Annotated in this window: 14 protein-coding genes, 1 pseudogene and 1 riboswitch; of the genes and pseudogenes, 6 read left to right on the top strand and 9 right to left on the bottom strand. The window is 35.6% G+C overall.

The annotated features are described in order from the left end of the window. Positions 1 to 138 precede the first annotated feature (138 nt). On the bottom strand, positions 139 to 288 hold the full coding sequence (locus AB3U99_RS03560) for an anti-repressor SinI family protein (protein ID WP_400245520.1): 150 nt from the start codon (positions 286 to 288) through the stop codon (positions 139 to 141). A gap of 32 nt (positions 289 to 320) precedes the next feature. Then, a riboswitch (cyclic di-GMP riboswitch) is annotated at positions 321 to 405 on the bottom strand. Positions 406 to 600: 195 nt separating this feature from the next. After that, positions 601 to 810 (bottom strand): hypothetical protein, encoded by a 210-nt coding sequence (locus AB3U99_RS03555; RefSeq protein ID WP_400245518.1) that lies wholly within the window; start codon positions 808 to 810, stop codon positions 601 to 603. 462 nt (positions 811 to 1272) lie between these two features. Here AB3U99_RS03555 and AB3U99_RS03550 point away from each other — a divergent pair, with 462 nt between their 5' ends. Continuing rightward, a complete protein-coding gene (locus tag AB3U99_RS03550) occupies positions 1273 to 1602 on the top strand; it encodes a helix-turn-helix domain-containing protein (RefSeq protein ID WP_400245516.1) in 330 nt (109 codons plus the stop codon). A gap of 151 nt (positions 1603 to 1753) precedes the next feature. Here AB3U99_RS03550 and AB3U99_RS03545 read toward each other — a convergent pair whose 3' ends face one another. Continuing rightward, positions 1754 to 2665: a pseudouridine-5'-phosphate glycosidase gene (locus AB3U99_RS03545; protein WP_400245514.1), complete on the bottom strand. Its 912-nt coding sequence runs from the start codon at positions 2663 to 2665 to the stop codon at positions 1754 to 1756. A gap of 14 nt (positions 2666 to 2679) precedes the next feature. Then, positions 2680 to 3597 (bottom strand): carbohydrate kinase family protein, encoded by a 918-nt coding sequence (locus AB3U99_RS03540; protein ID WP_400247945.1) that lies wholly within the window; start codon positions 3595 to 3597, stop codon positions 2680 to 2682. A gap of 91 nt (positions 3598 to 3688) precedes the next feature. On the opposite strand from AB3U99_RS03540, the gene AB3U99_RS03535 reads away from it, so the two are divergent. Beyond that, positions 3689 to 4693, top strand: a complete 1005-nt coding sequence (locus AB3U99_RS03535; protein ID WP_400242607.1) for a transposase — start codon at positions 3689 to 3691, stop codon at positions 4691 to 4693. Next, positions 4623 to 5273: a hypothetical protein gene (locus AB3U99_RS03530; RefSeq protein ID WP_400242608.1), complete on the top strand. Its 651-nt coding sequence runs from the start codon at positions 4623 to 4625 to the stop codon at positions 5271 to 5273. The genes AB3U99_RS03535 and AB3U99_RS03530 overlap by 71 nt, the downstream gene beginning before the upstream one ends. A 29-nt stretch (positions 5274 to 5302) precedes the next feature. Here AB3U99_RS03530 and AB3U99_RS03525 read toward each other — a convergent pair. The 4 genes and pseudogenes from AB3U99_RS03525 to AB3U99_RS03510 all read right to left on the bottom strand — a co-directional run. Continuing rightward, positions 5303 to 5479, bottom strand: a pseudogene (locus AB3U99_RS03525) (winged helix-turn-helix transcriptional regulator); the annotation flags it as partial. Between the two features lie 208 nt (positions 5480 to 5687). After that, complete coding sequence (gene motB / locus AB3U99_RS03520; protein WP_400245512.1) at positions 5688 to 6485, bottom strand: flagellar motor protein MotB; 798 nt, start codon at positions 6483 to 6485, stop codon at positions 5688 to 5690. Then, a complete protein-coding gene (gene motA / locus AB3U99_RS03515) occupies positions 6478 to 7278 on the bottom strand; it encodes a flagellar motor stator protein MotA (RefSeq protein ID WP_400245510.1) in 801 nt (266 codons plus the stop codon). The genes motB and motA overlap by 8 nt, the downstream gene beginning before the upstream one ends. Positions 7279 to 7542: 264 nt before the next feature. Then, positions 7543 to 7923, bottom strand: a complete 381-nt coding sequence (locus AB3U99_RS03510; RefSeq protein ID WP_400245507.1) for a DUF1992 domain-containing protein — start codon at positions 7921 to 7923, stop codon at positions 7543 to 7545. Between the two features lie 78 nt (positions 7924 to 8001). On the opposite strand from AB3U99_RS03510, the gene AB3U99_RS03505 reads away from it, so the two are divergent. Then, positions 8002 to 8196 carry a hypothetical protein gene (locus tag AB3U99_RS03505; protein WP_400245505.1) on the top strand — a complete coding sequence of 65 codons (195 nt, stop codon included), beginning with the start codon at positions 8002 to 8004 and terminating at the stop codon, positions 8194 to 8196. A 248-nt stretch (positions 8197 to 8444) separates the two neighbouring features. Beyond that, entirely contained in the window at positions 8445 to 10526 is a 2082-nt protein-coding gene (locus AB3U99_RS03500; protein WP_400245503.1) for a DNA topoisomerase 3, read from the top strand. A 657-nt stretch (positions 10527 to 11183) separates the two neighbouring features. Here the strand turns inward: AB3U99_RS03500 and pgmB are convergent. Next, positions 11184 to 11849 (bottom strand): beta-phosphoglucomutase, encoded by a 666-nt coding sequence (pgmB, locus tag AB3U99_RS03495; protein ID WP_400245500.1) that lies wholly within the window; start codon positions 11847 to 11849, stop codon positions 11184 to 11186. 215 nt (positions 11850 to 12064) lie between these two features. Here pgmB and AB3U99_RS03490 point away from each other — a divergent pair, with 215 nt between their 5' ends. Next, on the top strand, positions 12065 to 13297 hold the full coding sequence (locus AB3U99_RS03490; RefSeq protein WP_400245498.1) for an aminopeptidase: 1233 nt from the start codon (positions 12065 to 12067) through the stop codon (positions 13295 to 13297). Positions 13298 to 13308 lie beyond the last annotated feature (11 nt).

Genomic DNA, 13308 nt, shown 5'->3' with positions numbered 1-13308 from the left:
TATAAAAATTCGAAAGAGGTTTTCCTACATTGAATTTCTCACAATACGATTGTATCCTCATACCTATTGTGATGAATTCAATGTAGACATTCCTATTTTTTTTGCCTATATCCTTACAAATCTACTTTATACAAATGATTATTTTGGATTTCCCTGAATTAAGTAATCCTTCTCATTTCGTAGAAATTCTCTTACTTCTTGCAAATTCATTCCAATATTTTTGGCTTCATTAATTAATTGAATCCATTCTGAATCCAATTCTTCGGTAAAAAGTTGACTATTAATCACTTAATTCTTCCCTCCCAAAAATACATTTGTATTTTGGCAGTCCGGCCATCATTGTATAAAACATTAGATCCGTGACTTTGCGTCCCAAACTTTCGTATTGGTTTGCCCTTAACATATAATGTTTCACTTGTCCTTTCCTGTTTTCTCATTATATCTTTTTTTACATTTAAAAGATGCAGTAATTTGTCATAAAATTAGGACAAATCGCTAAAAGATTTCTTTTTTTTTCTACAAAAAATGTTATATTCCTCAAATTTTATCGAAATACTCCTACTAACGCATTATTTACATTTAATTTATATGCCTTCATTACTATTTATTTTGACTTCTATCATAATATTGTGTTGTATAGCTTTTCATCACTTTTTTAAACGAATAATTAATATGAATTTGTTCAAATGTAATCGCGTCAAAAAAAGGATATTCAGTTAAATCATTTTGGCATATAGGGCAAATCCATTTTCCTAGTTCATTACTACTAAACGATGGTCTATAGCATTTATCACAGTTTTTCCTATACATTTTTCACCCTCTTTATTCATTTAGCTTCATAAAGTGAACCTTCCATCAGTGGGGGTTCCTTCCTCCCCCACTGATGGTTAGTTGAACCAATCGGACCTTTACGGACGGTTGAATCTTACTGTCCGTTAAGAGTGGGATAAAATATGCAATGCTTAAAATAAATGATCATTAATTGGAGTAAAAGTACATCGTTATAACGAACTTTCCACGATGGTTTTCTGTTGTAGTTTTTCTATTCGTTCTACAAACACTAAAATGTTCTTATTAAAGAACTTTTTAATTAGTATAGTGCAAATCTATCATTTTCAAAAATTCCAAAATCAGCCGTTTTTTCTTTTTAACGAACAATTACCGTTCTTTTTCTCGAAATACCTCCCGTTTTCTAGCTTTTTTGTATTTTTTATTGAACGATTCGTTCGTTATAATGAAATGGTACTTCTATTTGTGGTAAGGAGAATATTCATGTTGGTTGGAGTAAAAATAAAGAAGCTTAGATTAAAAAGAGGTTATTCTATCAATGAACTTTCCGACAGATCCGGTGTCTCTAAATCCTACTTAAGTTACATTGAAAGGGGAATTCAAAAAAACCCCTCCCTTCAAGTGCTAACGAAACTCGCGCATACCCTTGATACCAATGTAGAAGAACTACTAGACAATAACAATATTGCCATAGACGGAATAGACGAAGACTGGTTGAGTTTAGTAGAAGAAGCTATAGAGGACGGGATTACAAAAGATGATTTTGCCGGTATTCTAGAATACGTTAAGTTCAAAAAAAGACAAGAAGACTAGTAACGCAGAATGCGCAATGGAAAAGCGCAGGCATCATACAGAAGGGGCTTCAACTTTTTCAAGAAGAAGCCCCTTTTTAAAAATAAATAGACTATTCAAAAAGAATCGCTACCGGTTTTAGGCGGCATTCTACTTTAAATAGTCCTTTTTATTATTTATTTAACTCGACTGCTATTCTAGATCCAACTTCTGCATTATTTTTAACTAATGCAATATTAGCTACAAGGCTGGTACCTTCTGTTAGCTCCTTTACTCTGCTTAATAGAAATGGCGTTACCCTTTTACCAGTAATATTATTCTCCTTCGCCTCTTGTAGTGCTTTTTCAATAATGTCGGTAATATATTTTTCCTCAAGGGCATCTTTTTCTGGAATTGGATTGGCAATCACAACCCCTCCATCTAGTCCTAAATTCCATTTTGTTTGAATCATATCTGCTGCTTCTTTTGCAGTTTCTACAGAAAAATTCACTTCAAATGGGCTAGTTCTTGTATAGAAGGCTGGAAGAGACTTTGTTCCATAACCAACAACCGGCACGCCATATGTTTCTAGGTACTCTAGTGTTAAACCAATATCTAGAATTGATTTTGCACCAGCACACACAACTGCTACACTTGTTTGAGCAAGCTCTTGTAAGTCTGCAGAAATATCCATTGTTTGTTCAGCTTCTCTGTGAACACCGCCAATTCCGCCCGTTACAAACACTTTAATCCCTGCAAGTTCTGCACAAATCATGGTAGCAGCTACAGTTGTTGCTCCATTTTTTTTGCCAGCAATTAGGTAAGGCAAATCACGTCTACTTGCTTTCTCAATATTGTCGCTCTTCGCTAAAAATTCAATTTCGTCTTCTGATAAGCCAATCTTAATTTTACCCTCAATAATGGCAATCGTTGCAGGCACTGCCCCATTCTTGCGAATAATATCTTCTACTTCTTTAGCCGTTTCTACGTTTTGAGGATAAGGCATACCATGTGATATAATTGTTGATTCTAATGCGACGATTGGTTGATTGTTTTTCTTTGCTTCTAAGACTTCTTTTGAGAATTCTAGCCATTCCATTTTCATGTTATATGCTCCTTTTAATGAAAGTTTTTTCCGAATATTTCTTGCAGCTTTTTATTATTTAATAAAGGATTTACTGTCTGATTGGATTGAAGTGTTATGATCGAGCAAGCAATTCCAATTTTACAGGCATTTTCCGTGTTTAGGCCTTTAATATGAGAATACATAATGCCTGAAACAAGTGAATCGCCAGCCCCTGTAACATCGACCACTTCTGCTTTAGGAGGTAAAATAACTCCAGCCTCACCTAAATTAGTAAAATAAATAAGTCCTTTATCACCTCGAGTAATAACCACTTTTTCTACACCCTTGGCAAGAATTATTTCGGCTGCCTTAAAGAAATCGCCTTCTTCTTTAATTTTCATTCCAGCAAGTACTTCGGCCTCATCTTTATTTGCAATAAGCCATGTAACTCCCTGCAAGTTTTCTGGCAATTTTTTTACTTTTGGTGCAGAAACTGGTGTAATACATAATGCCATTTTTTCTTGCCTACATCTAACAATGATATGCTCTAAAACATCCCCAGAAAAATTAGTATCTAGTATGACTAATTCCGAGGTTGCTATATAGCCCCATTTTTTATCAATTATTTCTTTATCTATGCTGTCATAAATGGACATATCAGCTAAGGCAACTGCAAGCTCACCATCAGAATCTAACAAGGCTGTATATGTACCCGTTCTATACAGATTAGACAATAGAGAAGGAGTGATATCTGCATAATTTTTCGTGTTATCTAATAACCATTCCCCTTCATGGTCATCTCCTACGATCGTAAATAAAGAGGTCTCGAGCCCCAGTCTGCCTATATTCTCCGCAATATTTCTTGCAACTCCTCCAGGTGACTGACTTGTAGAAGCCGGATTCGACGTTCCATACTGAATCGTTTCCTCTGCTTGCACTTTACGATCAATATTGGCTCCACCAATACAAATAACTTCTTTTTTTTCTTACGCGGAATAAATAACACCAACCATGTTTATGAGTTATAATAGACTTATAAATTATTTAAGTTGGTGTTTATTTATGCGTACAAAAAATCGGTTAAATCCAGTTGAATCTATTTACTATACTCCTGAGATTACACATTGCCCTAAATGTGAAGGCAAATTAACATACTGTCATCCTGTATGGCGGAAAACCATCTCTACTCTTAAAGGTGAATTTAAAGTAATCAATCTAGGTTACAGATGCGAAAATAACTCCTGTGATAATCATATCGTTTATCGCTCTGCAGAGGCTGAACAACTCAGTATGAAACATATTACATATGGAATGGATGTCATTGCTCATATTGGTCATTTACGCTTTAAAGAACATAAAACACGATTAGAAATTACCGACATACTAACGGAGAAGCAGATTAAAATCTCTGAAAGACAGGTTCAAAAACTCTATGAACGCTACGCGTTACTACTTAGGTCATCTGTCGAAGAGAACACGAAAGAAATTTTAGAGAAAGTCGTAGAAGAAAGTGACGGATTAATCCTTTCTATTGATGGCGTTCAACCTGAAAAAGGAAACGAAACACTTTATGTAATCCGTGAGGTACTAAGTGGAACTGTCCTAGCTGCACACAATCTAAAGAGTAGTGCATCTCAAGAATTGGTTGGGATTATTCAACCCATCATTAATTGGGGTTACCCAATTCAAGGGTTTATTAGTGATGGGCAACAGTCAATCCGTTTAGCGATTGAGAAAGTCGCACCAAACATTCCATATCAGTATTGTCAGTTCCATTACTTTAAGGATATTGCCAAACCATTAGTGGAAAAGGACCGAAAGTTAAAGACAAATATTAAAAAGAAGCTAAGGGGAATTCGAGATATCGAGAGAAAAATAGAAGAATCCCCTTCAGAAAGCTTAGAAGATGAAATCGCAAGTGATTATGTGGCAGCCATTCGCTCCGTATTACTGGAAGATGGTAAGCCCCCGTTTGAATTACCTGGTACTCGAGTCTATGAACGAACAAAATCAATCAAAGACTCGATTGAAAAATGCCTGGATAAAAAAGGGGACTCTTTTACTTGAAAAGCTATTCAGAATAGTCAGTAATGTTGATAACTTTAACTCAGATTATCAACTTGTGAAACGTTGGGACCTGCGTTTTAAACGGATTGCCACTATTATGGAGCCATCTGAAAATAAAACAAGTTCTTGGGTCGAAAATAGACTAAAACAGTATCTAGATCATATTAAAAAAGAGCTTAATCGGGAAGAGGATCATGCGTTTGTGGATAATCTTTTAAGATATAGTAATGGCTTTTGGAAAGGACTTTTTACTATATACGATTTCCCTCTCTTACCTAGGACGAACAATGATTTAGAACTATTCTTTAGACGTACAAAAGTAAGGCATAGGCGAATAACTGGTAGTCGAACTTGGAATCGTTATATTGTTCGTCATGGTGAAAACATTGTTTTTGTTGAAGGTGTTACAGATGAACGAGACGGTTTGAATAAGATAAGGAAAGCTGACTATTCTACCTATAAGAACGAAGCTAATAAGTGGAATAACCGGATACTTGAACACACAAAACAGAGAAGGTTTAAAAAGGACCCAAATGCATATTTACTCAATATTGAGAGCAAATGGAACGAGCACAACTAACCTATTGTGTTAGTTGTGCCGTCTAAGTTTTTTTTCGGTAATACATAAGCTCGTCCTAATAGTTTTCCCTCTTTTGTTAAAGAAGAAATATACCCTGCTACCGCAGAACGGGACAGACCCATTTTCTCCGCTAATTCATTTTGAGTCACAAAGGGATTTTCTTTAATTAGCTGAAGTATGTACATCTCTCTATCATTCACTTCCATCTCCCCCTCAGGTTAAAGTGAAACTAGCAATTGTATAAAGTAAGAAAAATAGCCTCTCAACTCAACAAAACTTTTGTTTATATTATAAACTTTTGTTTATAGAAAGACAATAATTTATTCATTCCTGCAAAAATTTTATCTATTCGTCTTATAACGATCATCCTTCTTCCTAATTACAAAAAAACAGCAACAGAAAGACTATCATTCGTTAGTCTTCTGTTGCTATTCGTGGTTGAATTAAAATATCCACTCTTCTATTTTTTGCTCTTCCTTCAGCAGTCTTATTACTGGCAATCGGTTGAAATTCTCCATACCCCTTAGCACTAAATGATTTAGGATCAAGTTTTTTATTTTCAAGGAGTAATTTCATGAAATTTAACGCTCTAGTTACACTTAGTTCCCAGTTTGAGTCATAGCGAGAATTACTAATTGGAACATTATCAGTGTGCCCGCTTATTATAATACTCCTTGGTGGGTCCATCACCAGTAAATTGGCAATTTCAGAAACAATTTTTCTATCCTTGCTTCGTACATCTGCACTTCCTGAAGCAAATAGGACATTATCTCTAATCGATACATGCAAGCCTTCCCCAGTAAGCTCCGTATCAAGCTTATTTCCTAATTCATTCTCATCAATATAGGCATTTACCTTTTTCTGAATGTCTGCCAATTCCTTTTTATCTTGCTGTTTCTGTAATTCCTTTAAGTCCTCTTCAGCGAGATCTTTCGTTTCTTCTTGTTTTTCTTTATCAACTATTTCAACATCTGAATTCTCATTCTTCGTCGATGGTGCGGGACTAGGATATTCAAAAAAACCTGTCCCTCCTTGTAATTCTCTATTAAAGGCATCTGCTATTGCTGAGAATTTTTTTGCATCGACAGAACTCATTCCATATAATACGATAAACAAAGCTAACAATAACGTAAGAATATCTGCATAAGGAACCAGCCAAGATTCATCTACATGTTCGTCATGATGCACTTTCTTTTTTTTCTTTTTACTCATTCGCATTCACACTACTTTCGTTTCCTTCCAGAAATTGTCTTCTTTCTGAAACTGGTAAATACGATGCTAGTTTCTGCTCAATTACTTTAGGTGCCTCTCCCTCTAAAATGGATAAAACTCCTTCAATCATTAAATATTTTTGACTTGCTTCCATATGAGATTTTCTTTTCAGCTTATTTGCAAATGGATGCCACAAAACATACCCAGTAAAAATCCCCATCAAGGTAGCAACAAACGCAGCACTGATAGCATGTCCAAGTGCTTCAGCATCAGACATATTTCCTAAAGCTGCAATTAGCCCGATTACTGCTCCAAGCACTCCTAATGTAGGTGCATAGGTACCTGCTTGCGTAAAAATAAGTGCTCCTGCGCGATGTCTCTCTTCCATTGCCTCGATTTCTTCTGTTAATATATCTCTAATATACTCTGCACTTTGTCCGTCAACAGATAAGGATAAGCCATTTTTCAAAAATGAATCTTCAATTTCGTTTATTTTTGCCTCTAAAGCAAGGAGACCTTCTTTTCTAGCTAATTGTGCCCACTCTGTAAACAATCGGATTAATTCTTTCGTATCCTGTAATCTCTGTTCCTTAAACAAAATTCCAAATAACTTTGGAACTCGTTTAATCTCTGACGTAGGAAAGGCAATTACAACTGCTGCAACTGTACCTACTAAAATAATGAGAATAGCCGCTGGATTCACTAATACTATTGGGCTTACTCCTTTAAATACCATCCCTACTCCAACAGCAATAATGGCAAGTATAATTCCTATCAATGACGTTTTATCCATCTTGTTCACCTATCTTATTCCAAAATTTCTTTTCTAAGTCTTACCCTTTTTTTCGACATTTCTCCTCCTTTTTTTAGTTTTATTTTATGTAAATTTTGATAACTTCATGATTCATGACGATAATCCCGCTTTTTTTTCAAAAAAGGGCGATTATCATCACCTTCTCGTAATAATTCAATCTGATTATGAGGAAAAAATCGAATAATCAGCTAATTCTACCACTTATGATCCAAAATTACCTATATCAGCCAAACATAATAAAACTCACTTAGGAAATAACCGGTCCTCCACCTTCTTCTGATAATCAGAAAAATGCGTTGAATGACTAGTGCCTGTTCGTTTTCTAATTATTTTATTAAATCTCCATAATTTTTCATTATATTTCCTTTGTAAAACCACTTTCTCCTCTGCTGTCTCACAAGAACGGATTAGATCTTCCATTGACAATAATTCCTGTCTAATCTTATCTTCTTCTAAAGAATATCCAGCATTTCTCAATACGCGATAAGCCATTCGCAATTCTTCTGGTACGGAGGCTAAGCTATCTTTGGGAAGTGGTTTACCGAACCCAGGAAGATTGTTAAACTCACCATTTTGATACGCTTTTTTAATTTTATCCTCTGAAACAAGAAACGAAAAATCCATTCGCGAACCCTCCTATTTTATTAACTTATTTCCATTATATATTTTCTACTTCTCTTTCGCATAGGATAGACCATTTTTATGAAAAATAAAAAAGGTAAGAAAGGGGTGTTATCATTGGCACGTGGAGAACATTTTAATCATAAAAGGAAACACCATCCAGGACCGCTTCCAAAAGACACAAGAAAGCATACGCATACAGAAGATGCTCCTGGAGATGAAGAATTTATTGTAACACAAGAAGCATTCAAGAATCGAATCGAACAAGAAGAGTAAAACAAAGCAATATACGGCGTTCAAAAAGAGACTTGGACGCCGTTCCTCTTATTCCCCAAAAACAAAAACAAGCTCAGTCCTTCCCCTCATTGAATACTATATCCTATTACCAGCCTCATCTCATGTTATACTAGAAGGTATCGTATAATTCTCAAAAGGCTTTTCCTTAAATTGAATAAACAGTAATCAACCAACTTTTATTCAAAAATCAAGAAACAGCCAAAAATTTTCTGTTAGAAGGTGTTTACATGAAATCTCTTGTGCTATGTGAAAAACCAAGTGTTGCTAGAGAAATAGCAAGAGTGCTTGGCTGCAATAAATCAAATAAAAGCTATTTAGAATCAGATAAATACATTGTTACATGGGCTTTAGGTCACTTAATTGAATTAAAAATGCCAGAGCACTATGATCCTAAATACAAAAATTGGAATCTAGATGATTTGCCAATAATTCCACAGAAAATGGAATTAAAGGTAATGAAACAAACAAGTCATCAATACAAAGCAATTGAACAGTTAGCAAAAAGAAAAGATATTAAAGAATGCATTATCGCAACCGATGCAGGTCGAGAAGGAGAATTAGTTGCACGGTGGATATTAGACAAAATCCGTTTTAACAAACCAACTAAACGCTTATGGATATCCTCTCAAACGGATCGTGCGATAAAAGATGGTTTTAAGCAGTTAAAACCAGGGAAAGAATTTGATCGTTTATACGAATCCGCTGTATGTAGAGCGCAAGCAGATTGGTTAATTGGATTAAATGTTTCTAGAGCCTTAACGACAAAGTTCAATGATCCCTTATCAGCTGGACGAGTGCAAACGCCAACCCTTTCCATGGTATTAGAAAGAGAGAAAGAAATTCAAGCCTTCATTCCGAAAGAATATTGGACTATCACGGCAAATGTAGACTCTCTGCAAGCAAAATATGAAAAAAACCAGGAACGAAGAGTCTTTTCTAAAGAAAAAGCAGAACAGATTGTCTCCAATTCGAAAGGAAAGCCAGCGGTTGTCGAGTCCCTTACCATTAAAGAAAAAGCAGAACATCAACCATTGCCTTATGATTTAACCGAGTTGCAACGTGACGCAAATAGAAGATTTGGTTTTTCTGCTAAGAAGACGTTAAATGTTTTGCAAAAACTATACGAGCAACATAAACTTGTGACCTATCCAAGAACGGATTCACGCTACTTAACGACAGATATGAAGGCAACTATGCTTGATCGATTAGAAAGTATTTCTGGGGCATTTAAAGAAGAAGTACAGCCTGTTTTACGCAATAAAGGCAAAGTCGAGGCAAATAATGTATTTAATAACAATAAAGTGTCCGATCACCATGCGATTATTCCAACCGAACAGCCAGTTTTTTTAAATCGGTTAGATAATGAGGAAGTAAAGATTTATGATTTAATTGTAAAAAGATTTTTGGCATTATTTTATCCAAAATATAAGTATGAAACGATTTCTACTACGTTAAATATCAATGGAGAAAACTTTGTTGCCCAAGAGACAAATGTATTAGATTTAGGCTTTAAAGCTTTAGATAACCGTAAAACTGATTCCACCAAAAGCATACAGCTTCAAAAGGGAAAACAATTAAAAGTCCAATCCGTGATAATGGAACAAAAATTCACTGAAGCCCCTTCTCGTTTTACGGAGGCTGATATTCTAGGGAAAATGGAGAAGTTTGGTCTTGGTACGCCGGCTACACGTGCAGAAATTATCGAAAGACTTCTTTCCTCTGAAGTGCTAGAAAGACAAAATGGCAAATTACATTCTACCTCTAAAGGGAAACAGCTAATTAATCTTGTTAACGATGATTTAACTACTCCAGATTTAACAGCAAAGTGGGAACAGGAGTTAGAGGATATAGCTAAAGGAAAAGCAAATGCTAAACAATTTATGGAGCAAATCAAAGATCAAACCAAACGATTTGTCCGTGAAATTAAGCATAGTGATAAATCATATAAAATGCAAAATTTAACGGGATCCAAATGTCCTGAGTGTGATTCCTTCTTGAAGGAAAAGAATACGAAAAACGGAAAAATCCTTGTATGCTCGAGTTTAGATTGTTCCTTCAGCAAAAGAAAGGATCCTAAACTATCAAATAAACGCTGTCCACAATGCCATAAGAAAATGGAGATTCATGACGGTGTAGCTGGAACCTATTTCCAATGTAGAAACTGTAATGTTGTGGAAAAAGCGACAGATCGTAAAAAAACGATAAACAAAAGAGAAGAACGAAAACTAGTTCAAAAATATAGTAAAGACGAAAGCTTTGGAAACAGTTTGGGTGACCTGTTAAAAGCTGCAATGAAAAAAGAAGAATAGAATGCTAAAAGGCTAGGACAAATGTGTCTTAGCTCAAGTTATAGCCAAACAATTACACGAAAGTTTGATTGTTTGGCTTTTTAATTAGCTTTTAAGAAAGCGTTTTATATAGTTTGTAGCTATTACCCACACAGCTTGAATGATATGCTCCCCTATGGAAAAAATAGCGTTCAGCAAGCAAGTGAAAACCACTTTTGATAGGAACTATAGACTAAATGGCGTTCATCTAGCGAATGAAAACCACTTTTGATTAAAACCATAGGCTAAATGGCGTTCACCAAGCATTTGAAAACCACTTTTGACTAAAACCATAGGCTAAATGGCGTTCACCAAGCATATGAAAACCACTTTTGACTAAAACCATAGGCTAAATGGCGTTCACCAAGCATATGAAAACCATTTTGACTAAAACCATAGGCTAAATGGCGTTCACCAAGCATTTGAAAACCACTTTTGACTAAAACCATAGGCTAAATGGCGTTCACCAAGCATATGAAAACCATTTTGACTAAAACCATAGGCTAAATGGCGTTCACCAAGCATATGAAAACCACTTTTGACTAAAACCATAGGCTAAATGGCGTTCACCAAGCATATGAAAACCATTTTGGATAATAATTCGCCTTTACAAATCTTCTATTTATGTCCCCCAACCTCTTATCTCTTATTAAATTTCGCTAATAAAGTATCAGCCTTTAATTCCAAAGTCGAGGAAACACGCCAATCTGCTTTTTCAAAAACTTCCCCTTCCCCAATTCCAACAGCAAACATAGGTGTTTGTAATATCCCGCTTAATCCTGCTTGCCCATCCTCTATTGCAGCACAATTAGCATAATCAACCCCTAAACAATCCGCAGCTGTTAAAAATATTTCTGGATCTGGTTTTCCCCTCTTTAAAGAATGAGGATCTACGATACATTCAAACCAGTCTCGAATTCCAAAACGCTCCAAAAGATAAGGAGCATTGGAACTAGAGGACGCAATTCCAAATTTTATACCTGCATCCTTCAATTCTTTCAGAAACGCATACATTCCTGGCAACATATTTTCAACGGTAAATTCACTAATTAAGACTTTATAGTAATCACTTTTCCGATTGCCTAGCACTTCTTTTTCTAATTCCGTGAAAACTTTATTTGTCCGTGCCACTAAATCATCAATAAGAATCTTTCTTGGTACTCCCTGATACTTTAAATTATCCTCTCTTGTAAAAGGTGCACCGATTTCCATCGCCATTTTTTTCGTTGCTTCGTAATAATTAGGGACAGTATCTGCTATTACCCCGTCAAAGTCAAAGATAACTGCCTGCAATTTATTAGACATATAATCCTCCTTGAATAATCGTCACCTCTATTCTAACAAAAAATACAGCCTAGTTGTCATGCTCCTCTGAATACTATCAATTATTATCCTAATGTTACGATGAATCAGTTTATTTCTTTTTCTAAAAAAGCTACAATAGAAGCAGCATCCATTCCATCCATGGGATTCTTGCTCATACATAGAGCTAATAGCTTATAGAAAAGGAGAATAAAAATATGAGTACATTTCAAGAAAATCTGCAGAAGTATGCAGAACTGGCAGTAAAGGTCGGCGTTAACATCCAAAAAGGACAAACACTTGTTATCAATACATCCATTGAATCGGCTGAATTTGTTCGTTTAGTAGTGAAAGAAGCATACCAAATTGGTGCAAAAAATGTTGTTGTTAACTGGGGTGATGATGTCGTTACTCGCACAAAATATGAATTGGCACCAGACGAAGCATTCACGGAATATCCTGAATGGAGAGCAAAAGAAACAATTGCACTTGCAGAAGAAGGAGCAGCCTTCATGTCTGTAGTATCTTCAAGTCCAGACCTTTTAAAAGGGATTGCTTCTGAAAGAATCAGTAATTTCCAAAAAGCTTCTGGCACAGCTTTAAGCCAGTTCCGAAAATATGTACAGTCCGATAAAGTAAGCTGGACTGTAATCGCTGTTCCTTCAAAAGCTTGGGCAAACCTTGTTTTCCCTGACGCTCCGGAAGATACTAGAATAGAATTACTTTGGGATGCTATTTTCAAAGCAATTAGAGTGGATCGAGATAATCCAATCCAAGCTTGGAAAGAGCATGATAAAACACTTCATACAAAAGTAGATTACTTAAATGAGAAAGCATACCAAAAGCTTCATTACACAGCTCCAGGTACAGATTTAACTATTGAGCTTCCAAAAGGACATCTATGGTGTGGAGCAGGCTCTATCAATGAAAAAGGTTTTGAATTCATGGCAAATATGCCGACAGAAGAAGTTTTCACTGTTCCTCATAAAACAGGTGTAAATGGAACTGTATCAAGTACAAAACCATTAAGCTATGGTGGTAACATTATTAATAATTTCTCTGTTACCTTTAAAGATGGACGTATTGTTGAAGTGAAGGCTGAGGAAGGAGAAGAAATTCTTCGTCAATTAGTAGAAACAGATGAAGGCTCTCATTATCTTGGAGAGGTTGCTTTAGTACCACATCGTTCTCCAATTTCACAATCTAACATTCTTTACTACAATACATTATTTGATGAAAATGCATCAAACCACTTAGCAATCGGCAGTGCCTATGCATTCTGTATCGAAGGTGGAAAAAAGATGTCTAGCGAAGAATTAGCAGAAAAAGGATTAAACGACAGTATTACACATGTCGACTTTATGATTGGCTCAGACAAAATGAACATTGATGGTATTACTGCAGATGGTACAGTAGAAGCAGTGTTCCGTAATGGCGATTGGGCTTTTTAAGCACCTACCTC

The sequence above is a fragment of the Niallia tiangongensis genome (assembly GCF_044704065.1).
Lineage (GTDB): Bacteria > Bacillota > Bacilli > Bacillales > Cytobacillaceae > Niallia > Niallia tiangongensis.
The sequence above is the reverse complement of the archived record's forward strand: the minus strand, read 5'-3'. Positions and strand labels throughout refer to the sequence as shown.

Excerpts from the sequence above, each read along its gene's own strand:
- AB3U99_RS03555 (WP_400245518.1), bottom strand. The coding sequence starts at position 810 with ATGTATAGGAAAAACTGTGATAAATGCTATAGACCATCGTTTAGTAGT.
- AB3U99_RS03550 (WP_400245516.1), top strand. The coding sequence starts at position 1,273 with ATGTTGGTTGGAGTAAAAATAAAGAAGCTTAGATTAAAAAGAGGTTAT.
- AB3U99_RS03545 (WP_400245514.1), bottom strand. The coding sequence starts at position 2,665 with ATGAAAATGGAATGGCTAGAATTCTCAAAAGAAGTCTTAGAAGCAAAG.
- AB3U99_RS03535 (WP_400242607.1), top strand. The coding sequence starts at position 3,689 with ATGCGTACAAAAAATCGGTTAAATCCAGTTGAATCTATTTACTATACT.
- AB3U99_RS03530 (WP_400242608.1), top strand. The coding sequence starts at position 4,623 with ATGAACGAACAAAATCAATCAAAGACTCGATTGAAAAATGCCTGGATA.
- motB (WP_400245512.1), bottom strand. The coding sequence starts at position 6,485 with ATGAGTAAAAAGAAAAAAAAGAAAGTGCATCATGACGAACATGTAGAT.
- motA (WP_400245510.1), bottom strand. The coding sequence starts at position 7,278 with ATGGATAAAACGTCATTGATAGGAATTATACTTGCCATTATTGCTGTT.
- AB3U99_RS03510 (WP_400245507.1), bottom strand. The coding sequence starts at position 7,923 with ATGGATTTTTCGTTTCTTGTTTCAGAGGATAAAATTAAAAAAGCGTAT.
- AB3U99_RS03505 (WP_400245505.1), top strand. The coding sequence starts at position 8,002 with ATGAAAAATAAAAAAGGTAAGAAAGGGGTGTTATCATTGGCACGTGGA.
- AB3U99_RS03500 (WP_400245503.1), top strand. The coding sequence starts at position 8,445 with ATGAAATCTCTTGTGCTATGTGAAAAACCAAGTGTTGCTAGAGAAATA.
- pgmB (WP_400245500.1), bottom strand. The coding sequence starts at position 11,849 with ATGTCTAATAAATTGCAGGCAGTTATCTTTGACTTTGACGGGGTAATA.
- AB3U99_RS03490 (WP_400245498.1), top strand. The coding sequence starts at position 12,065 with ATGAGTACATTTCAAGAAAATCTGCAGAAGTATGCAGAACTGGCAGTA.